Origin of the sequence: Mesorhizobium sp. B2-1-1 (assembly GCF_006442975.2) — a bacterium.
Lineage (GTDB): Bacteria > Pseudomonadota > Alphaproteobacteria > Rhizobiales > Rhizobiaceae > Mesorhizobium.
In genome coordinates this window covers 4167107-4187683 of the sequence record NZ_CP083954.1, presented here as the reverse complement: position 1 = coordinate 4187683, position 20577 = coordinate 4167107, and the positions used below count along the sequence as shown (strand labels likewise).

The following is a 20577-nucleotide window of genomic DNA, read 5'->3' as shown; positions in this document are numbered from 1 at the left end:
GCGCGTTGCCCTTAACGAGTGGTTGAGGTAAACACGCGAAACTCCGGAAGACAAATTGTCGCCGGATTTTCGTCGCAAGTGCTTGGACGATGGGGACCGGACCTTGGGACCGGCGGCGATCGAGAGGCTGTCTAGAGTGGGACTTTTTGGCATGACCGAGAGATTTAACGCGCGCCTCGCGCTGTTGGCGCCGCTTGTCGCATCGGGGCTCGCTCTGTCCGGCTGTGTCGGTTCTCCGACCTACGGCACGGACAAGACCGCCGGCGAACAATTGGCCGGCGATCTCACCGGCGCTTTTTCGTTCGCCCCCAAGCGCAAGGAACACATCGATTACAAGCCGCGTCCCACCCTGGTGAAGCCGGCGCCTGGTCAGAAGGAAGCGCTGCCGGCGCCACAGGATAGCATCGAGACCGCAAGCGCCGAATGGCCCGAATCGCCCGAGCAGCGCCGTGCCCGCCTGCGCGCCGACGCCACCGCCCACCAGGATGATCCGTCCTACCAGTCGCAGATCGTCGACGACGTGCAGACCGATCCGGCCTCGGTGAAGAAGGCGATGGAAGAATCCGGCTCGAGTCACCCGCCGCGCTGGACGCCTGCCGATTCCGACAAGGGCCGCGCCGCCGATATCCAGCGCCGCCTTGCCGAAAGCAAGCAGGGCGATCCGAATACCCGCAAATATCTGAGCGAACCGCCCCTTGCCTATCGCGTCGCATCCGGCACGGCGCCGCAAAACGAACTCGGCGAAGACGAGTACAAAAAGGAACGCCGCCTGAAGAGAGAGGCGGAAGGCAAGAAGGGTGGCTGGTTCGACTGGCTGCCGTCCCTGTAAAAAGCGGGGCGCATTTGCTTTGCTGACGGGTATCGCACCCCGTTCAGTCGCGGCGTTCCCGAAAGAAATCCTTCAGCAGCAGGGCCGATTCGGCCTCCGCGATGCCCGCATAAATGTCGGGCGTGTGATGGCAGGTCGGCGAAGCGAAGAAGCGCACGCCGTTGACCACCGCGCCGCCCTTTTCGTCCGCGGCGCCAAAGTAGAGCCGGCGCAACCTGGCGAAGGAGATGGCGCCGGCGCACATGGCGCAAGGCTCCAGCGTCACATAGAGATCGTGTCCGGTGAGCCGCTCGCTCGACAGCCTTCGGCAGGCTTCGCGGATGGCCAGCATCTCGGCATGGGCCGTCGGATCGGCAAGCTCCCGGGTGCGGTTGCCGGCACTGGCCACGACCGTGCCGGCGCTGGCGATGACGGCGCCGACCGGCACTTCGCCGCGCGAGGCTGCCGCTTGCGCCTCCTCCAGCGCCAGCGCCATGAAATCGGGCCGCTTCACGCGGGTTTCCATTCCGATTATCTCCTCGCCACTCGACGGTGATCCTGTTATTGAGCGCATAACCTCGAAAATCGGGTACGGTTTTCGGAAATGATCATGCGCCAAATCAAAAATGCTACAGCGTTCGTTGCGCGCCCGAAAGGATGCGCCACGCTGTAGCAGCGCAAACGGACAAAGGCCACATGGACGACAACGACAAGAAATCTCCGCGCCAGAAGGGTCCGGGCAAAAGCGGTCCGAAACCGGCGGCCGCGCGTGGGCGCGATGCCGGCAAAGGCGGCAAGCCGGCCTTCGGCGCCAAGAAACCGTTTGCCAAGCGTGGCGACGGCGGCAAGCCCTTCGAAAAACGCGAAGGGCCGCGCAAGCCCTACGCGCCGCGCGGCGAGCGGCCGATGGCCGCCGATGGCGAACGGCCCCAGAAGCGCGAGTACAAACCGCGCGAGGGCGGGCGCTCGGAGCGGCCGTTCAACAACGGTCCGCGTCCGGAAGGCAAACCTTATGAGAAGCGCGAAGGGCCGCGCAAGCCCTACGCGCCGCGTGGCGACCGTCCAATGACCGCCGATGGCGAACGGCCCCAGAAGCGTGAGTATAAGCCGCGCGAAGGCGGCGAAGGCGGGCGCTCGGAGCGGCCCTTCAACAAGGGTCCGCGTCCGCAAGGCAAGCCTTATGAAAACCGCGAAGGCCCGCGCAAGCCGTATGCACCGCGCGGCGAGCGGCCAATGGCGGCTGAAGGTGCGACGGGTGAAAGACGCTTCGATCGTCCTAAGCGTGATTTTGCCGATCGGCCCAAGCCCGACTTCTCTGACCGTCCGAAGCGCGATTTCGCTGCCGACCGGCCGCAAGGCGGTTTCAAGTCCCGTCCGCGTCCTGCGGAGGCGCCCGAGGAAGCCGGCGAGCGGATCGCCAAGCGGCTGGCTCGCGCCGGGCTTGCCTCGCGCCGTGACGCCGAGGAGTTGATCGCGGCCGGCCGCGTCAAGGTCAACGGCCGGGTTCTGTCTTCGCCGGCCTTCAATGTGATGCCGGGCGACATCATCCATCTCGACGGCATGGAGATCCCGCCGATCGAGCGCACTCGGCTGTTCCTGTTCCACAAGCCTGCCGGTGTCGTGACCACCAACCGCGACCCCGAGGGCCGCAAGACCGTCTTCGACGTGCTGCCGGCTGAATTGCCCCGGCTGATGACCATCGGCCGCCTCGACATCAACACCGAAGGCCTGCTGCTGCTGACCAATGATGGCGGCCTGTCTCGCGTGCTCGAACTGCCGGCCACCGGCTGGCTGCGCCGTTACCGCGTGCGCGTCCATGGCAAGGTCGAGGAAAGTGCGCTTGCGGGCCTGCGCGAAGGCATTGCCGTGGACGGCGTCTTCTATGGCGCCATCGAGGCGAGCCTCGACCGCGAGCAGGGCTCGAACGCCTGGCTGACGATCGGCTTGCGCGAGGGCAAAAACCGCGAGGTCAAGAACATTCTCGGCGCGCTCGGCCTCGACGTGACGCGGCTGATCCGCATCTCCTACGGCCCGTTCCAGCTCGACGAGCTCCCCGAAGGCCATGTGCTGGAGATCAAGGGCAAGGTGTTGCGCGATCAGCTCGGCGAACGCCTGATAGAGGAATCCGGTGCCAATTTCGATGCCGAGATAACAAAACCGTTTTCCAACCTGCCGGTGCGGCGGGTCGAGCCGCGCCGCGAGGAGGCCGAGCGGCCGAGATTTTCGCGCGAGGGTGACCACCGGCCGATCGGCGAGGGCGGCCTGATCAAGAACCGCAAGCGCCGCGAAGGCAGCCGTGACGAGGCGCTGGGCAAACTGTCGACCAGCCCCGACAGAGGCGCGAGGCCGGAAAAAAGCTTTGGCGACCGCGGCCCGAGACCCGAACGCGGTGGCTTCGGCGACAAGCCGCGCGGTGGTTTTGGCGGCAAGCCAGGCGGCAAGAAATCCGAGCGCGAGCAGCGGCCGATCGAGCCGCCCGGCCAGCGCAAGGCCAATGTCTGGATGGCGCCGGGCGCGCGGCCGATCGGCAAGGGCAGGGCGGAGGCGGATGCTGCCAAAGCCGCTGAAGCCAAGGCCCGCAAGGCGTCTTTCAAGCCGGCCTATGGCAAGCCCGGCGGCAAGCCGGGCGGCCCAAAGCCGTTCGGCAAGCCGCGTGGCGAACGTCCGGGTGGCGGCGGCGAGCGGCCGCGCGGCGGTTTCAAGGGTCCAAGGGCGAAATGAGGATCGTCGGCGGCGAGTTTCGCGGGCGCCCGCTGGCGACGCCCCGCGGCAGCGCCATCCGCCCCACCACCGACCGCACCCGCGAGGCTGTTTTCAATGTGCTGGCGCATCGCTTTGCCGATCGGCTGCAGGGCGCGCGCGTGCTCGACCTGTTCGCAGGCACAGGCGCGCTCGGGCTCGAGGCGCTGTCGCGCGGCGCGTCCTATGGCGTCTTCATCGAGGAGTCGGCCGAAGGCCGCGGCCTGATCCGCGACAATGTCGAGGCCTTCGGCCTGACCGGCCGCACCAAGATATTCCGGCGCGATGCGACGGCTCTGGGCGAGGCCGGCACGCTGGCGCCGTTCGAGCTCGTTTTCGCCGATCCACCTTACGGCAAGGGTCTTGGCGAACGCGCGCTGAGGTCGGCCAAGCAAGGCGGCTGGCTGCGTCCCGGCGCGCTGTGCGTGGTCGAGGAGACAGCGGCGGCGCCTTTCGAGCCGGGACCGGGATTTTCAGTTGTCGACGAGCGCCACTATGGCGAGACGCTGATCCGGCTTGTCGAGGCCGCCTGAGTTAAGCTTCATTTGCGGGCGAAGATGGAACGCGAGCCCTCTTCCCAGGGGAGCAGGTCGTGCCATGCCGGTAATCAACAATTCACTTTCACAACATCGGCTCGCCGCCTATCGTCCGTCATGAGAAACCGGAGCCATTGATGACATTTCAGGCTGAATGGCTGCGCAAGACGCTCTTGGCCACATCGCTGGCTTTGGTCATTGCCGGACTGGCCCCGGCGACCTTCGCCGCCGACAAGCGGCCGGCCGAGTTCAAGGTAACGGATTTTCTGCTCGACAATGGCATGGAAGTGGTCGTCATTCCCGACCATCGCTCACCGATCGTCACCCATATGGTGTGGTATAAGGTGGGCAGCGCCGACGAGCCGCCAGGCAAATCCGGCATCGCCCATTTCTTCGAGCATCTGATGTTCAAGGCGACGGCCAATCACGCCGCCGGCGAGTTCGACCGCGCCGTCTCCGACATAGGCGGCTCCAACAATGCCTTCACCTCCTACGACTACACCGCCTTCCACGAGACGGTGGCGCCGTCGGCGCTCGAGCTGATGATGAGCTTCGAGGCCGACCGCATGCGCAACCTCATCCTCACCGACGATGTCATCAAGACCGAGCGCGACGTCATCCTGGAGGAGCGCCGTTCGCGCATCGACAACAGTCCCGAGGCGGTGCTCGAAGAGGAACTCGACGCCACGCTGTGGCAGAACCAGCCCTACCGAATTCCGGTCATTGGCTGGATGCAGGAGATGGAGCAGTTGAACCGCACCGACGCCATCGCCTTCTACAACAAATACTACCAGCCCAACAACGCGGTGCTGATCGTGGCCGGTGACGTCGAGCCCGACACGGTCAAGGCTCTGGCCGAGAAAACCTACGGCAAGATCGCGCGCGGGCCCGACCTGCCGCCGCGCGTCCGCCCGGTCGAGCCGGAGCAGAATACCAGGCGCACGGTGACGCTGTCCGACGCCCGCGTCAGCGTGCCGAATTTCTCCACCCAATGGGTGGTGCCATCCTACCACACGGCCGAGCCCGGCGAAGCCGAGGCGCTCGACCTGCTGGCGGAAATACTGGGCGGCGGCAACCGCAGCCGGCTCTATCAGGCGCTGGTGGTCAGGCAAGGCATCGCTTCCAACGCCGGGGCCTATTTCCAGGGCACCATGCTGGACGACACCAACTTCACCGTCTATGGCACGCCGCGCGGCGACGCCAGGCTCGTCGATGTCGAGGCGGCCGTCGACGCGGAGGTCGTGCGCATCGCCAGGGAAGGCGTCACCGTCAAGGAGCTGGACAAGGCCAAGGACCGCTATGTCCGCTCGATGGTTTTCGCCCGCGACAAACAGGATTCGATGGCCAATATCTATGGCGCCGAGCTTGCCACCGGCGGCAATGTGCAGGACATCGAGCAATGGCCGGAGCGCATCCGCAACATCACTCCCGGCGAGATCAAGGCCGTCGCCGCGCGCTATCTGGTGCTGGCCCGGTCGACGACCGGCTATCTCTTGCCGCAGCAACAGGCGGGGAATTGATGATGAAGAGCGAGCAACACGGCTCTTTCCCGTCTCCCAAACGGGGAGAAGGGAGGGCACGCGCAGCGCTTGTCACTTTGCTCCTTTCCATCTTCTTCCTGGTCCTGCCGGCGCTTGCCGCCCGCGCCATGGACATCCAGCAGGTCACGTCGCCCAAGGGCGTCACCGCCTGGCTCGTCGAGGATTATTCGGTGCCGATGGTGGCCATCCGTTTCGTCTTTGGGGGCGGCTCGACGCAGGATCCGCCGGGTAAGGAAGGGCTGGCCAATCTGATGACCGGTCTGTTCGACGAAGGCGCAGGCCCTCTGGACAGCGACGCCTTCCAGGTGAAGCTCGACGACGCCGGCGCCGAGATGAGCTTCGAGGAGACCCGCGACGGCATCTACGGTTCCATGCGCATGTTGGCCGAGCAGCGCGACGAGGCGTTCGACCTGCTGCGGCTGGCGGTCAACGAGCCGCGTTTCGACCAGGCGCCGATCGATCGCATCGGCGCTCAGATCCTGTCCGGCATCATCGCCGGAGAGAACGACCCCGACACGATCGCGCAGGACAGATGGGCGCGCGCGCTCTATGGCGATCATCCTTATTCGCGCTCCGATCAGGGCACCAGGCAGAGCATCGCCGCCATCACGCGGGACGATCTGAAGGCGCTGCACAAGGCCGTCTTCGCGCGGAGCGGGCTGCATGTCGCGGTGGTCGGCGCCATCGACCCGGAAACGCTGAAGAAGAAACTGGACATGGTGTTCGGCGGGCTGCCGCAGAACCAGGCGCTCGCGCCGGTTGCCGACGTCGAGCCGAATCTGGCGCGGCATATCGAGGTCGACTACGACCTACCGCAGACCTCGCTTCAGCTTGCCTGGCCTGGCGTGAAGCGCAAGGCGGCGGATTTCTTCCCTGCGGTTCTGATGAACGAGATTCTCGGCGGCGGCACCTTCACCTCGCGCCTGTTCCAAGAGGTGCGCGAGAAGCGCGGGCTGGCCTACAGCGTCAATTCCTCGCTCATCAACCAGGACCATGCCGACGCTCTGATCGTCACCACCGGCACACGATCGGACCGGGCCGCCGAAACCCTTGGCATCGTGCGGGACGTGGTCAAGCGGCTTGCCGAGGACGGCCCGACCGACGCGGAACTGGCGGCGACCAAGAAATACATGATCGGCGCCTACGCCATCAACAACCTGGACTCCTCCAGCGCCATCGCCGCGACCCTGGTCGAGCTGCAGCTCGACGACCTCGGCGTCGATTACATTCAGCGCCGCACCGGCCTCATCAACGCGGTGACACTCGACCAGGTCAAGGCCGCGGCGAAGAAGCTTTTGTCGGCCGAGCCGACCATCATGGTCGTCGGACCGCCCTTGGCCGGAGCCAACAAGGGATGAACCTCACCTTCGGCATCGCCTTTGGCGGCGGCGGCGCGCGCGGTCTGGCGCATATCCATGTCATCGAGGCGCTGGACGAGCTGGGCATCAGGCCGGTCGCAATCGCCGGCTCGTCCATCGGCGCCATCATGGGCGCCGGCATGGCCTCCGGCATGACCGGCAAGGACATCCATGATTATGCCCGCTCGATCCTCGGCCGCCGCGCCGAGGTGGCGAGCCGCATGTGGCGGGCGCGGCCCGGCACCATCGCCGAGGCCATGCAGGCCGGCATCCGCGTCAGCCAGTTCAATGTCGAGCGCATCCTCAAGGCCTTCCTGCCCGAAGCCATTCCCGAAACCTTCGCCGAGCTGAAAATCCCGCTGAAGGTGACGGCGACGGACTATTTCGGCCACAAGCTGGCCGTGTTCGCCGAAGGCGACCTGCATTCGGCGCTAGCGGCTTCAGCGGCCATTCCTGCCGTGTTCCGCCCGGTGATGCGCGACGGCCGGCTGCTGATCGACGGCGGCATCTACAACCCTGTGCCCTTCGACCTGATCGAGGATGATGCCGACATCATCATCGGCGTCGACGTGGTCGGCGCGCCGGAAGAGGCCGACCACAGGCGGCCGACCTCCGTCGACCTGATGTTCGGCGCCACTCAATTGATGATGCAGTCGATCATCGCCAACAAGCTGAAGCAGTGCCAGCCCGACATCCTGATCCGCCCGGCGGTGTCCAAATACCGCGTGCTCGACTTCCTCAAGATCGAGGTCCTGATGACCGAGACGGCGGATATCAAGGACCAGCTGAAGCGCGAGGTGGAGAGGGTTGTGGAGGCTAGGGAAAGTGCTGCTGTCGAGCAAAGACGGGGAAAGCAGACCGGGTGACGCGAGGTCCACACGTTGCCTCACGTCACCGCTATAGTTTTGATCCCGAAAGCCAGGCGCCCTCCAGTCCTCTCTGGAAGAAGGGCACTCTAACCGATTACGATTTCGCCAGCACCGGCGCATACTCCAGCGCCACCACCCCATTGCTGAATGGCTTGGCGGAAATCAACTCAAACGACACCGGATCGCCGGCCGGAAACAGCTTTTTGCCTTGGCCAACGGTGCCGGGGTAGCTCAGCAGCCTGACGCGGTCGACCAGACCATGGCGCAACAGTTCCTGCGCGACGCTGAGGCTGCCATGCACATAGATGTTGCCGCCGCTACCTAGCTTCAGTGTCCTGACCGCCTCCGGCAGCGGCCCCCTGAGCAGCTCGGCCGGTTTCCAGTCGAGCACCTTCAAATTGCTGGACGCGACGTATTTCGGCAGCGCGTTGAACCGGTCGGCGAAGTCTCCGGTTTCGCTCGGCCACGAGCCGGCGAAAATCTCGTAGGTTGTGCGTCCCAAAAGCATGGCGCCGCTGTCAGCCAGCTCGTCCTCCTTGAACCTGTTCATCTCGTCGTTCCAGGTCACGCCAGGCAGTTTCTCGACTTCGGCGATGCCATCGACGCTGATGAATTCGGTGACGATAAGCTTTCTCATTGGCGTTCTCCTTTCCACAAGGACGAACGATGATGGCTTTGTGCGACACGCTTCTGGAAATAACGCTGCGCTTGTTGTTTGCCCGGGCAGCGCCGGCCTCGGCCGGCGCCAATTGGCGATGCCGCCGATCATCGTCAGCGGCTAAAAATAGGGTCCGGCTGAGAAGCTGGCGACGCCTGGCGCAGTGCTCTCAGTCCTTCGCGCGCTCCACATAGGACCCATCGGCCGTCATCACCACCACGCGGGTGCCTGGCGCGATATGCGGCGGCACGGCGGTGCGCACGCCGTTGGAGAGTAGGGCGGGCTTGTAGGAAGAGGACGCCGTCTGGCCCTTGGTCGTCGGCTCGGTCTCGACCACTTCGAAGGTGGCCCGCTGCGGCAGTACCAGGGAGATGGCGATGCCGTTGAACTGCGAGACCTGAACCGGCATGCCTTCCTGCAAATAGGGGGCGGCATCGCCGACCACGGCTTCCGACACCGCCACCTGGTCGTAGGTCTCGGGGTTCATGAAGTGATAGCCTTCGCCGTCGGCGTAGAGGAAGGTGTGCTCGCGCTCCTCGACATAGGCGCGCTCCACCTGTTCGGTGGTGCGGTAGCGCTCCGAAACCTTCACCCCGTCGCCAATGCGGCGCATGTCGAGCTGCGTCACGGGCGTGCCCTTGCCTGGGTGGATGTTTTCGGCAAAGAGGATCACATAAAGCTTGCCGTCCTTGTCGACGACATTGCCTTTGCGGAGCGAACTGGCGATGACTTTCACCACGGTTTTTTATCCTGCGAGAGTTGACGGGCGTTTGCCGGCTTGCGCGGCGCTGGATGGGGGCCTAGCGCATCTCGGCGCGAACCGCCAGCCCCCAACGCGAACCAGCGCGCCTTCAAACCGCCCATGACCGCCGCCTCGCCCTGGTGGACGCCGCATGTGCATGCCGATCGCCGTTCGCGCCTGATGCTGCGCAACGGCCTTGCCGCCGCCTTGCGCGACTGGTTCGCCCGTCGCGATTTCATCGAGGTGCAGGCATCGGCCCTGCAGATATCGCCCGGCAACGAGGCGCATCTGGCGGCCTTCGCAACCGAGGCGGTCGCGCCGGACGGGCAGCGCAAGCCGCTCTATCTGCACACCTCGCCGGAATTCGCCTGCAAGAAGCTGCTCGCCGCCGGCGAGACCAGGATCTTCAGCTTCGGCCCGGTCTATCGCAACCGCGAGCGTGGCCCTTTGCACCATCCCGAATTCACCATGCTCGAATGGTACAGGGTCGGCGAAACCTATGAGAGCCTGATGCGGGATTGCGCGGATCTGCTGGCGCTGGCCGCGACAAGGGCAGGGGCCACGCGCTTCAGCTTTCGCGGCCGCGACTGCGATCCTTTCGCGGAGCCGGAGCGGCTGACGGTGGCGGACGTCTTCGCCCGCCATGCCGGGATCGATCTGCTTGCGACGGTCAGCGCCGACGGCATCACCGACCGCGATTCGCTCCATCAGGCCCTGACCGGTGCCGGCCTGCGTACCGCGCCCGACGACGGCTGGGCCGACCTGTTCAGCCGGGTGATGGTGGAGAAGATCGAGCCCAATCTCGGTATCGGCCGCGCGACCATCCTTTGCGAGTACCCAGTCGCCGAGGCGGCTCTGGCGCGACCGAGCCCACGCGACCCCCGCGTCGCCGAGCGCTTCGAGCTCTATTGCTGCGGCGTCGAACTTGCCAACGGCTTCGGCGAGTTGACGGACGCCGAGGAGCAGCGCCGGCGCTTCATCATGGAAATGGACGAGAAAGAGCGCGTCTATGGCGAGCGCTATCCGCTGGACGAGGATTTTCTCGCGGCACTCGCGGTCATGCCACAGGCCAGCGGCATCGCGCTCGGCTTCGACAGGCTGGCGATGCTGGCCACGGGCGCGCAAAAAATCGAGGATGTGATCTGGACGCCTGTTGCCGGGTCCTGAGTCCGCGCGCCACGGCTTGCACCATGTCAATGCGCGAAAATCTGCTCCAGCGAACGAAAGCCCTTGAATTCCAGCGCGTTGCCCGAGGGATCGCGGATGAACAGCGTCGCCTGTTCGCCGGGCTCTCCCTTGAAGCGGATCATCGGCCGCTCCAGCCAGTCTATGTCGGCGCGTGCTTCCAGCCGCGTGGCAAGCCGCTGCCAGTCATCCATCAAAAGCACGGCGCCGAAATGCGGGATCGGCACCGCCATGCCGTCGACCTTGCCGTCGCTGGCGGCCGGCGCGGCCCGTGGCCGCAGATGCGCCGACATCTGGTGGCCGAACAGGTCGAAATCGACCCAGGTCTCCGAAGAGCGGCCGATGGCGCAACCCAGCACCTCGCCATAGAAAGCGCGTGTTTCATCGAGATCACGGACCGGGAAGGCAAGATGGAAAGGCGTCATTGGAAATGCTCCGTGCTGGCGATGCTGTGCCGCGCTTCGCGATGGGCGGCTGAACCGATGCATTTTGATTGAAGCTTGTGCCATTGCACAAGCCGGACCGGAACAATAGATGGGGGACGGCGGCTCTCGGGCCAGCCGCAACAGCAGGATCACGCGCATGAGCGATATATCGGACGCATCAAGATTGACCGACCGCGTCGCGGCCCTGGTCGAGGCTGCCAAAAAAGCTGGCGCCGATGCCGCGGATGCCGTCGCGGTGCGTGGCCGCTCGACCGGTGTGTCGGTGCGGCTGGGCAAGGTCGAAAACACCGAGGCCTCGGAAGGCGACGACGTTTCGCTGCGTGTCTTTGTCGGCCAGCGGGTGGCAAGTGTTTCCGCGACTGCCGCGTCCGACCCGAAGGCGCTTGCCGAACGTGCCGTCGCCATGGCCAGGGTCTCTCCCGAAGATCCCAACCAGGGCCTCGCGGATCCGGCGCTGCTGGCCAGGCAGACGCGCGATCTCGACCTGTTCGATGCAACAGAAGTATCGGCCGACCAGTTGAAGGAAGCGGCACTGGCCGCGGAAGCGGCGGCCCTGGCCGTCAAAGGCGTGACCAATTCGGCGGGCAGCAATGCCAGCGCCGGGCTCGGAGGGCTGGTATTGGCCACCTCGCACGGCTTCCTCGGCCATTATGTCGCCTCGCGCTTCTCGCGCTCCACGAGCGTCATCGCCGGCGAGGGTACCGGCATGGAGCGCGATTATGAATTCTCCTCGCGCCAGCATTTTGCCGACCTGGATGCGCCGGAAGACATAGGCCGCAAGGCCGGGGAACGCGCCGTGCGCCGGCTCGGCGCGCGCAAGGCCGCGACCGGACCGGTCGACGTGGTGTTCGATCCGCGCGTGGCGCGCGGCATTGCCGGCCATCTCGCGGGCGCCATCAACGGCGCTGCCGTCGCGCGCAAGACGTCGTTCCTGCGCGACATGATGGGCAAAAAGGTGGCTGCATCGGCCATTACCGTCACCGACGAGCCGCTGAGGCGGCGCGGCCAGGCCTCGCGTCCGTTCGACGGCGAAGGCGTCGAAGGCGACAAGCTTTTCATGGTCGAGAACGGCGTGCTCAACCACTGGTTCCTGTCCACCTCGGCGGCGCGGGAACTGGGTCTCGTCACCAATGGACGCGGTTCGCGCAGCGGTTCCTCTGTCTCGCCGTCTTCGACCAATCTTGCCATCGAGCCGGGTGAGCGCTCGCCAGAAGAACTGATTGCGTCACTCAAGACCGGCTTCTACGTCACCGAGGTGTTCGGGCAAGGTGTCGACATGGTGACCGGCGAATACAGCCGCGGCGCTTCGGGGTTCTGGATCGACAACGGCCAGCTTGCCTATCCCGTGGCCGAAGTCACGATCGCCTCCAACCTGAAGACGATGTTCCTCAACATGGTGCCGGCAAGCGACCTCGATCGCAATTTCGGCACCGCTGCCCCCACGCTGCTGATCGAAGGCATGACCCTTGCCGGAGCATGATCTGACCACGACCGGCGCCACGGAGGATCTGCCGCTGCTGCGCGATGCTGCCCGCGAGGCGGGTGCCATCGCGATGCGCTACTTCGGCAACAGTCCGCAAGTCTGGATGAAAGGCGGCACGTCGCCGGTCAGCGAGGCCGATCACGCCGCCGATGCGTATTTGCGCCAGACCCTGCTTGCGGCGCGACCGGATTATGGCTGGCTCTCCGAGGAGACGGTCGACGATCCAGTGCGGCTTTCGGCGCGCCGAACCTTTGTCGTCGATCCGATCGACGGCACCCGCGGCTTCCTGGAAGGCCAGCGCACCTGGTGTGTCAGCGTCGCCGTCGTGGAGCATGGCCGTTCGCTTGCCGGCGTGCTCGAGTGTCCGGCGCTTAACGAGACTTACTGGGCGCTGCCTGGTCAGGGCGCCTTCCGTAACGGCAGGCGCATCGCGGTGCGCCAGCCCGGCGACAAGGCCGAAATTTCCGGATTGAAGCAGTTGCTCGACAGGATACCGGCCGGCTGGCAGGAACGGCTGAAGCGGGCGCCCTACAGCCCTTCGCTTGCCTATCGCCTGGCAATGATCGCCAACGGCACGCTCGATGCCACTTTCGTAAAGCCGAACGCGCACGACTGGGATATCGCCGCCGCCGACCTTATCCTGCGCGAGGCGGGCGGCCAGTTGCTCGACCCGCATGGCCGCGCGCCGCTCTATGCCGGCGAGGTGACCCGCCACGGCGCGCTCGCCGCCGGCAGCGGTGAACTGCTGGCGGTGCTCGTGGGCGTCATTGCCGGACTGGATGATTGAAAGCATTATCGAAGGTTCCAAAGTCGGCGGCTTTGGTCTAGACCTGTCACAAACTCACAATATGTGAAGGACCGAAATGGCCGCGGAAGACGGAAAGAAACAGCTTTTGCACCTGGTGTTCGGCGGCGAACTGAAGAAGCTTGGCGGCACCGAATTCCGCGATCTTGACGCGCTCGACATCGTCGGCATCTATCCCGACTATCAATCCGCCCATACGGCATGGAAAGCCAAGGCGCAGGCCAGCGTGGACAATGCCCATATGCGTTATTTCGTCGTGCACCTGCATCGGCTCCTGGACCCCGACCACAAGGCTGTCGGTTGACTTCGATGGATAATGATCTGGCGAAAGCGCCGCCCGGCCAGGCTACGCCGACGGGCAGGGGCCGCAGCCGCGCCACCAAGGCCTTCTGGCGCAGGATCCGCAAGCCGCTGGCGCAGTCGCGATTCGTCAAGAACATCATCGTCGGCCTGCTGGCGCAGTTCGTTCGGCTGGTGCGCCTGACCAACCGCGTCGTCGACGGCTCGGCGAAATTGACCGGCGGTGCCTATGCCCAGTTCGAGCCCGGCATCATTGCGCTCTGGCACGGCCAGCATCTGTTGACGCCGGCCTACTACCCCAAGGGCAGGCCGCTCGTCGCCATGGTGTCGCGCAGTGCCGATGCCGAACTCAACGCCCTGATGATCGAGAGATTCGGCATCGAGGCCGTACGCGGCTCCGGCGGGCGCGATAATGCCAAACATCTCGACAAGGGCGGCGCCAAGGCATTGATCGCCCTGAAAAAGTCGCTCGTCGCCGGCAAGAACGTCGCCATGATCGCTGACATCCCCCATGGCACGCCGCGCGATGCGGGGCTTGGCATCGTGCTCCTGGCGCGGCTCTCCGGCCGGCCGATCCTGCCGGCGGCCATTGCCACCAGCCGCCGCAAGGTGCTGGAGAAGAGCTGGGACAAGACGACCATCAACCTGCCGTTCGGCCGCTCGTCCATCATCATCGGTACACCGGTTTTCGTGCCGGCCAATGCCGATGACGCCGAGATGGAGCGCAAGCGCCTCGAAGTGACGGCCTCGCTCAATGCCGCGACCGCCGAGGCCTACCGTCTCGTGGATGCCCCGCGATGAGCGGTCGCTGGGCGCGTACCATGCTGACGGCATATCGTTTGGCGGGCGCTGTCGCCTATCCGCTGGTCGGACCCTATGTTGCCTGGCGCACCTCGCGCGGCAAGGAAGACCGCAACCGCCGCCGCGAACGCTACGGCGTCGCCGGCCGGCCTCGCCCCGATGGGCCTGTTATCTGGATCCACGCCGCGAGCGTCGGCGAAACCATAGCTGTCGTTCCCCTGGTCGAGAGCATACTCGACTACGGCGTCAATATCGTGCTGACGACCGGCACCGTAACGTCGGCCAAGGTCGCCGACGAGAGATTGGGCGACCGCATCATCCACCAGTATGTGCCGCTCGACCTCAAGCCGGCGGTCAGCCGTTTCCTCGACCACTGGAAGCCGGATCTGGCGATCATCGCCGAATCGGAGATCTGGCCGATGACGATTCTCGAGCTTGGCGCCCGCCACGTGCCGCAGGTTCTGGTCAATGGCAGGCTGTCCGACCGCTCTTTCACGTCCTGGAAGAAGCGCCCCAACATCGCCGAGGCGCTGTTCGAGAACCTTGCCCATGTCGTTGCCCAGTCCGATGTCGACGGCGAGCGTTTCCGCGCGCTCGGCGCCCGGCCGGTAACCGTTTCCGGCAATCTCAAGGTCGACACCAACCCGCCGCCCGTCGACGAACGGGCGCTGGCCACCTTGCAGCGGCAGATTGGCGGCCGTCCGACCTGGGCGGCGATCTCGACCCATGACGGCGAGGAAGTTGTTGCCGCCGAGGTTCATGCGATGCTGCACAAGCGTCACCACGGCCTGCTGACGATCGTCGTCCCGCGCCATCCCGACCGCGCCGGGGCCCTGGCCGAGCAGATTTCCGGCATGGGCCTCAAGGTCGCGCGGCGCAGCAAGGCCGACAGGATCGGGCCCGACGTTGACATCTTGCTCGGCGATACGATCGGCGAGATGGGGCTCTATCTCAGGATGACCGAGATCGCCTTTGTCGGCCGTTCGCTCACCTCCGAAGGCGGCCAGAACCCGCTCGAGCCAGCGATGCTCGAGACGGCGGTCCTTGCCGGACGCAACGTGCAGAATTTCCGCGAGGCCTACCAGCGCCTGCTCGACAGCGGCGGCGCCAAGCTGGTGCGCGACCGCGACATGCTGGCCGGTGCGGTCAACTTCCTGCTCACCAACGAAGTCGCACGCCATGAGATGATGGCGGCCGGCGCCGCGACCGTCGATGAGATGCGCGGCGCGCTGGCGCGCACGCTGAAGTCGCTTGAGCCCTACATCCAGCCACTGGTCGTCAAGGCGCGCCTGAAGGGCGCGAACGGGCGCTAAAATGGCCTCCGAAGCACCGCCATTCTGGTGGGAGGAGCCGGACTGGCGCGTTTTCGCGCTGTCGCCGCTGTCGGCAGCCTATGCATTTGTCGCCGGACGTGGCATGCGGCGGGCCAGGCGCGAGAAGATCGAAGCGCCGGTTCTGTGCATCGGCAATTTCACCGTCGGCGGAACGGGCAAGACGCCGGTGGCGATCGCCATGGCCGAACACGCTAGGCGCATGCGGCTCAAACCCGGTTTCCTCTCGCGCGGCCATGGCGGCTCCTTCGCCGAGCCGCATGTCGTCGACATCAAACACGACAGCGCCAGGCATGTCGGTGATGAGCCGCTGCTGCTGGCCGAACACGCGCCCGTGGCAGTGACGCCGCACCGCGCCGCCGGCGCCCGACTGCTCATGGAAAATCATGGCTGCGATTTCCTGATCATGGATGACGGTTTCCAGAGCGCGCGCATCCATATCGACTATGCGCTGGTCGTCGTCGATGCGCGGTACGGCATTGGCAACGGCCGTGTCATCCCGGGCGGGCCGCTCAGGGCCAGGGTCGTCGATCAGCTGGTCTTCACCAGCGGGTTGCTGAAGATGGGTGACGGCACCGCCGCCGACGCGGTGGTGCGCCAGGCGGCGCGCGCCGGCCGGCCGATCTTCGAGGCTCACACCGAGCCGAGCGGCAAGGAACGCCTCGCCGGCAAACGCTATCTTGCCTTCGCCGGCATCGGCCACCCCGAGAAATTCTTCGACACGGTAGAGGAGGCCGGCGGCGAGGTGGCTTTGAAGCGGCCGTTTCCGGATCATCATTTCTACGCCGAGGATGAGCTTGCCGAACTGGCGGCCACCGCGCGCGCCGAAGGGCTCGGCCTCATCACCACGGCCAAGGATGCCGCCCGGCTGCGCCACGGCGCTTCGAAGGACTTTCTCGATCGTCTCGACGTGCTGGAAATCGACGCGGTCTTCGAGCTCGACCACGTTCCCGAACGTATCATCGAGGAGACGCTCGATGCCTGGCGCCAGCGTAAGCTTAAGCTTAAGGGCTAAGGCGTTCAGCCTTCGATGGAATCGCCGACCCGCTCTGCTTCTTGGTTTTTACGCAACGGCGGATAGAAACCGCTGCGCATTCCGGGATTTGCTCAGCTTCGCTTGCGCAATTCCGGATGCGCCTCGATCTCGCGGCGCAATGAGGCCGCGGCGTTGATGTAGGGCTCCTGCCTCTCGACGCTCCAGTACTTCAGCTCATCGAGCGGAATGCTTTCGCCGGTCACGGCGCAGCGCACGAACGCGCCGGGGCTCGTCACCTGGAAGTCGCCGTCGAGATAGCGGATACGGGCTTCCTTGCCGCCGGGGCCTTCGAAACGGTTCATCATGCTTTGGTGCCGAGCTTCATGCCGAGTTCATCGCCACAAATTGCCGGCAAGGTCAAGCATGGGACAAGCTCGAGGCAATGCTGATATCCTATTTGATGAGCCGAAGAGTACCATTGGTGGGGACATCATGGACATTTCTTCCGCTCGGCCGGCTTCCTTGCTCAAGGAGGCGATGACGCCGCAGGCGGTGCCGTCGGCGAAACCCGATGCGCTCAAGGCAGCGCTGGTCAAGATGGCCATGCAACCGCCGCTGCCGGTCTTACGCCCGCAACCGGCCTTGGAAGCGTTGGCGGCCCTGCCGCCCGCGTCGGCCGAGACGTCGCAGCAATTGGCCGCACCGCAGATCGTGCGGGCCTATCAGGCGGCGATGGAGCCGGACATGGACACCGCCGGAAAGACCGTTTCCGAGATTGCGGCGCGCAAGCAGACGTCGCCAGGCGACGAGGCTCAGCGCGGCGTGCCAGTGGCGGTCACAAGAGCCGAAGACGGTGGGGCTGCACGGCCCGCGCCGCTCTCGTGGCCGGCGTTCGTCTCGCCCCGGGTATCCGTCGTGCAAAAGGCGTCAGCCGACAACGTGGTGCCGGGGTGCATGAGCGGCCAACCAAAGGGAGCCGCACCGGGGAATCGCGAACAAGGCGCGGTCGGCATCGGCCCCATCGCAACGGGCCTGCTGGTTGCCGCGCTCATTGCATTTGTCTGGTTGGCCATTCGCTAAAGCAAGTGTGTACGGTTTTCCCGGGAAAAGCGCGTAGCGCTTTCCCTATGGAATTGCGCAAAACAAAGACATAGAGCGGTTCGCCGTTTCCGTGAAACGGTGAACTGCTCTGAAACCTACGTGTCGGCTTCGATGAAGTGTTCGATCTTTTCCGCCGACACACCGGCCTGCGCCGCGATGCGGCGCGACAGGTCGGCGGCAGCGGCGCGGGGCCTTCCGGCGGGACGATCGAGCCAGTAGGAAACGGGATTGAGCACAACACGATCGTCGACGGCCACTACGCGCCCCGACCGTATCTGGTGTTCGGTGAGCGGCGGGCGCGCCAGGGCGATGCCCAGGCTGTGCGCCGCGGCATCGAGCACCAGATTGTAGTCTTCGAAGCGGCGATCCTGCGGGCGCGGCCGGTAATCCATGTCCCGCGCGGCGAACCAGGCGCGCCAGCCGGATGCGTCGGAATCGTTGATCAGCGGGAATTTGAGCAGCCGGGCCGGGTCGCCGCCACCGATCTCAGGCGCGAGGCTCGGCGAGGCGATCGGAAACAGATACTCCTCGAACAACTGCATCGAAACGCGGCCCGGGATGCGGCCGCGTCCGCAGCGCACCGACAGATCGATGCCTTCATCGGCGAGATCGGCCTGGCGGTTATCGACATCCAGCACGATGCGCAGGCGGGTGGGATCATTCTCAAGCGCCGCCATGCGTGGCATCAGCCATAGGCCGCTTACCGAGGGGATCGAGGCCAGCCGCACCACTGCGGTGCCGCGCGGTTCAACCCAGCGGTCCGAATTGACCGAGATCAACGCGAAGGCTTCGGTGGTCCTGAGATGCAGGCGATTGCCTTCGTTCGTCAGCGTCACGCCGCGCGCCCCGCGTTCGAAAACCTTCAGGCCAAGCCAGCCCTCCAGCTTGGCGATCTGCCGGCTGATAGCGCCATGGGTGAGATTGAGCCTCTGCGCGGCTGCCGAAAAACTCCCCGTGCGTGCCGCTGCATCGAAGGCGCGCAGTGTCTCGAGCGGCAAGATGTCGTCTAAGCTGTGATCCATAGTCACAGCTGACCCTCGATTTGGTCGTTTGTCAATTGGTCCGAAAAAGCGTTTTCTCCCCATCGAGATGCGAAAGAACGGGAGGACGATGAGATGAGGGCGATGACGAGCACGTTGAATCCAGCACAGCGGATGGACACCACCGCGGCCGTAGCGGTGGCGCTGACGGTGATTGGCTGGGCCTCGGCCTTTCCGGCGATCCGGGCTGGCCTCGCCGCGTTCGGGCCGCTCGAACTCGGCGCCCTGCGCTTTGCCATCGCCGCGGTACCTGCGGCGATCTTCCTTGCTGTCAGGCGGCCGACGCTGCCGCGCATAGGCGAGTTGTGGCGCCTGGCCTTTGGCGGCGCCGTTTTCGTCGCGCTCTACACCGCCATGCTCAATTTCGGCGAACTGACGGTTTCAGCCGGTGCTGCCGGATTCATCATCAATGTCAGCCCGATCTTCACCGCCATCATGGCGATGGCGCTGCTCGGCGAACGATTCTCGACGATGGCCTGGGTCGGCACCGCCATTTCCTTCAGCGGCATCGGCATTATCGCCATGGCCGACGGACAGGGCCTGCATTTCGACACGGGTGCGCTTCTGGTGCTGGGATCGGCGCTCTGTTCGGCCGTCAACACCATCGTGCAGAAGCCGCTGTTCGCCCGCCACCATCCACTGACCATCGCGGCCTCGAATATGGTGCTCGGCGCGCTCTGCCTGGCGCCCTTCCTGCCGGCAGCTTTTTCGCAGGCGGCGGTCGCCGATATGGCGGGGCTGGGGGCGGTCATCTATCTCGGCGTCGTGCCGAGCCTGATCGCCTATGCCGCCTGGGCGACGGCGCTTTCGCGCTTGCCTGCGGCGCGTGCCTCGAACTTCCTTTATCTGGTCTCTCCCATGTCCGCCCTGATCGGCTTCTTCTGGCTGGGCGAAGTCCCGATGCTGCTCGGCCTGCTTGGCGGCGCGCTGGCGCTAGGGGGCGTCATCGTAGTGAATTTGAAGCGATAAATCAGAGAGTTGCGGCTGTTTTCCGACTCAAATCCACAAGTCGCGCTGCTTCAACCGGCAACCCCTGTGATACGGGCATAAGGCGCGCTATCCTGATTTGCGCTGATGGAGGGGATCGGGATGGGAAGAGCGTTCGTGGCCGCGTTTTTCTGCTTGCTGCTGCTGAGCCAAAAGGCCGTCGCCGGCTGGTATCACGTGGAGAACTACGAAGGGTCGATAGGACCCGATCCCGTTCATCTATCGCTTCAGACATATGACAGCTATGGCAGCGGCATAACGGTCGAGGGAAGTTATTTCTACGACGCCAGGCAGAGTCCGATCGCGCTCTACGGCACGGTCAGCGGCACCAGGCTCTCGCTGTGCGCGATTTCGGACGACCAGGAATTTGAACGCATCATGGTGATGGGATCGAAGACACCAGTCGATACCACGAATTGCCCGCTTTCCCTCGACATCGGCGAAAGCGGTGCGAGAGGGACCTGGCGCAAAGGCGCGGACAAATTTCCGGTCACGCTGAAGAAGGTTGCAAGCCTGGACGACACGGGCGAGGCGAAACTCGACGGAACTGTCGAAATTCCCTTTTGGGCTGAGACCGCTGCCGACCGGTTTGCCGGACTTTACACAAACACCGGTTCAGGGATTTGCATGACGAAAATGCAGGTCATCAAGAAGACCAGCGGCAAGGTCGTCCAGCAAATCCCTTTCGATGACGATGGTTGCGATGCGGGCATGTTGATGACGCCTATCTACATGAACGTCCAGAAATGGGTGGACCGTAGCAAGGACATCATCTCCGTGAACTTTCGTGGCGGCGGCAACGGACACACGATGGATTACATTTTCAATCGTTCCGCCAGGAAATACCAGCAAAAGAAGTGACCGATGGCGC

Annotated in this window: 22 protein-coding genes; 16 read left to right on the top strand and 6 right to left on the bottom strand. The window is 64.9% G+C overall.

Going from position 1 to position 20577, the window contains the following annotated elements; all coding sequences use genetic code 11:
• Nucleotides 1-151: 151 nt before the first annotated feature.
• Nucleotides 152-829, top strand: coding sequence for a hypothetical protein (locus FJ972_RS20630; protein ID WP_140494227.1), 678 nt, complete (start codon nucleotides 152-154; stop codon nucleotides 827-829).
• Nucleotides 830-872: 43 nt separating this feature from the next.
• On the opposite strand, the gene FJ972_RS20625 is transcribed toward FJ972_RS20630, so the two are convergent.
• Complete coding sequence (locus tag FJ972_RS20625) at nucleotides 873-1322, bottom strand: nucleoside deaminase (RefSeq protein WP_140522168.1); 450 nt, start codon at nucleotides 1320-1322, stop codon at nucleotides 873-875.
• Nucleotides 1323-1504: 182 nt separating this feature from the next.
• On the opposite strand from FJ972_RS20625, the gene FJ972_RS20620 reads away from it, so the two are divergent.
• The 5 genes from FJ972_RS20620 (at nucleotide 1505) to FJ972_RS20600 (ending at nucleotide 7848) form a co-directional block, all read left to right on the top strand.
• A complete protein-coding gene (locus FJ972_RS20620) occupies nucleotides 1505-3529 on the top strand; it encodes a pseudouridine synthase (RefSeq protein ID WP_140521657.1) in 2025 nt (674 codons plus the stop codon).
• Complete coding sequence (gene rsmD, locus FJ972_RS20615; protein ID WP_140521659.1) at nucleotides 3526-4080, top strand: 16S rRNA (guanine(966)-N(2))-methyltransferase RsmD; 555 nt, start codon at nucleotides 3526-3528, stop codon at nucleotides 4078-4080. Before FJ972_RS20620 ends, rsmD begins: the two co-directional genes overlap by 4 nt.
• A gap of 140 nt (nucleotides 4081-4220) precedes the next feature.
• On the top strand, nucleotides 4221-5603 hold the full coding sequence (locus FJ972_RS20610; RefSeq protein WP_140515552.1) for a M16 family metallopeptidase: 1383 nt from the start codon (nucleotides 4221-4223) through the stop codon (nucleotides 5601-5603).
• Nucleotides 5604-5605: 2 nt separating this feature from the next.
• Complete coding sequence (locus tag FJ972_RS20605) at nucleotides 5606-6982, top strand: M16 family metallopeptidase (protein ID WP_181167395.1); 1377 nt, start codon at nucleotides 5606-5608, stop codon at nucleotides 6980-6982.
• On the top strand, nucleotides 6979-7848 hold the full coding sequence (locus FJ972_RS20600; protein ID WP_140521662.1) for a patatin-like phospholipase family protein: 870 nt from the start codon (nucleotides 6979-6981) through the stop codon (nucleotides 7846-7848). Before FJ972_RS20605 ends, FJ972_RS20600 begins: the two co-directional genes overlap by 4 nt.
• Before the next feature lie 97 nt (nucleotides 7849-7945).
• Here the strand turns inward: FJ972_RS20600 and FJ972_RS20595 are convergent, their stop codons facing one another.
• Both FJ972_RS20595 and efp read right to left on the bottom strand, forming a co-directional pair.
• Nucleotides 7946-8488 carry a dihydrofolate reductase family protein gene (locus FJ972_RS20595; RefSeq protein ID WP_140521664.1) on the bottom strand — a complete coding sequence of 181 codons (543 nt, stop codon included), beginning with the start codon at nucleotides 8486-8488 and terminating at the stop codon, nucleotides 7946-7948.
• A gap of 190 nt (nucleotides 8489-8678) precedes the next feature.
• Nucleotides 8679-9248, bottom strand: coding sequence for an elongation factor P (gene efp, locus FJ972_RS20590; protein WP_140494213.1), 570 nt, complete (start codon nucleotides 9246-9248; stop codon nucleotides 8679-8681).
• A 123-nt stretch (nucleotides 9249-9371) separates the two neighbouring features.
• Here efp and epmA point away from each other — a divergent pair, with 123 nt between their 5' ends.
• A complete protein-coding gene (gene epmA / locus FJ972_RS20585; RefSeq protein ID WP_140521666.1) occupies nucleotides 9372-10418 on the top strand; it encodes an EF-P lysine aminoacylase EpmA in 1047 nt (348 codons plus the stop codon).
• A gap of 26 nt (nucleotides 10419-10444) precedes the next feature.
• On the opposite strand, the gene FJ972_RS20580 is transcribed toward epmA, so the two are convergent.
• A complete protein-coding gene (locus FJ972_RS20580; protein ID WP_140521668.1) occupies nucleotides 10445-10861 on the bottom strand; it encodes a VOC family protein in 417 nt (138 codons plus the stop codon).
• Between the two features lie 157 nt (nucleotides 10862-11018).
• Between FJ972_RS20580 and FJ972_RS20575 the strand changes: the two genes are divergently transcribed.
• The 6 genes from FJ972_RS20575 (at nucleotide 11019) to lpxK (ending at nucleotide 16617) form a co-directional block, all read left to right on the top strand.
• Nucleotides 11019-12362, top strand: a complete 1344-nt coding sequence (locus FJ972_RS20575) for a TldD/PmbA family protein (RefSeq protein ID WP_140521670.1) — start codon at nucleotides 11019-11021, stop codon at nucleotides 12360-12362.
• Nucleotides 12349-13152, top strand: a complete 804-nt coding sequence (locus FJ972_RS20570; RefSeq protein WP_140521672.1) for a 3'(2'),5'-bisphosphate nucleotidase CysQ — start codon at nucleotides 12349-12351, stop codon at nucleotides 13150-13152. Before FJ972_RS20575 ends, FJ972_RS20570 begins: the two co-directional genes overlap by 14 nt.
• 76 nt (nucleotides 13153-13228) lie before the next feature.
• On the top strand, nucleotides 13229-13474 hold the full coding sequence (locus tag FJ972_RS20565) for a DUF4170 domain-containing protein (RefSeq protein WP_140494203.1): 246 nt from the start codon (nucleotides 13229-13231) through the stop codon (nucleotides 13472-13474).
• A gap of 5 nt (nucleotides 13475-13479) precedes the next feature.
• A complete protein-coding gene (locus FJ972_RS20560; protein ID WP_140521674.1) occupies nucleotides 13480-14271 on the top strand; it encodes a lysophospholipid acyltransferase family protein in 792 nt (263 codons plus the stop codon).
• Complete coding sequence (gene waaA, locus FJ972_RS20555; RefSeq protein ID WP_140494199.1) at nucleotides 14268-15584, top strand: lipid IV(A) 3-deoxy-D-manno-octulosonic acid transferase; 1317 nt, start codon at nucleotides 14268-14270, stop codon at nucleotides 15582-15584. The genes FJ972_RS20560 and waaA overlap by 4 nt, the downstream gene beginning before the upstream one ends.
• Before the next feature lies 1 nt (nucleotide 15585).
• Nucleotides 15586-16617 (top strand): tetraacyldisaccharide 4'-kinase, encoded by a 1032-nt coding sequence (gene lpxK, locus FJ972_RS20550; protein WP_140515566.1) that lies wholly within the window; start codon nucleotides 15586-15588, stop codon nucleotides 16615-16617.
• Nucleotides 16618-16709: 92 nt separating this feature from the next.
• Here the strand turns inward: lpxK and FJ972_RS20545 are convergent, their stop codons facing one another.
• Nucleotides 16710-16943, bottom strand: a complete 234-nt coding sequence (locus tag FJ972_RS20545; protein ID WP_140494196.1) for a DUF2093 domain-containing protein — start codon at nucleotides 16941-16943, stop codon at nucleotides 16710-16712.
• Between the two features lie 58 nt (nucleotides 16944-17001).
• Here FJ972_RS20545 and FJ972_RS20540 point away from each other — a divergent pair, with 58 nt between their 5' ends.
• Nucleotides 17002-17658 carry a hypothetical protein gene (locus FJ972_RS20540; protein ID WP_226880358.1) on the top strand — a complete coding sequence of 219 codons (657 nt, stop codon included), beginning with the start codon at nucleotides 17002-17004 and terminating at the stop codon, nucleotides 17656-17658.
• A gap of 116 nt (nucleotides 17659-17774) precedes the next feature.
• Here FJ972_RS20540 and FJ972_RS20535 read toward each other — a convergent pair whose 3' ends face one another.
• Nucleotides 17775-18701, bottom strand: a complete 927-nt coding sequence (locus tag FJ972_RS20535; RefSeq protein ID WP_140521676.1) for a LysR substrate-binding domain-containing protein — start codon at nucleotides 18699-18701, stop codon at nucleotides 17775-17777.
• Between the two features lie 93 nt (nucleotides 18702-18794).
• Here FJ972_RS20535 and FJ972_RS20530 point away from each other — a divergent pair, with 93 nt between their 5' ends.
• Nucleotides 18795-19688, top strand: a complete 894-nt coding sequence (locus FJ972_RS20530; RefSeq protein WP_140521678.1) for a DMT family transporter — start codon at nucleotides 18795-18797, stop codon at nucleotides 19686-19688.
• Nucleotides 19689-19808: 120 nt separating this feature from the next.
• Nucleotides 19809-20567 (top strand): hypothetical protein, encoded by a 759-nt coding sequence (locus FJ972_RS20525; RefSeq protein ID WP_140521680.1) that lies wholly within the window; start codon nucleotides 19809-19811, stop codon nucleotides 20565-20567.
• The last annotated feature ends 10 nt before the right edge of the window (nucleotides 20568-20577 follow it).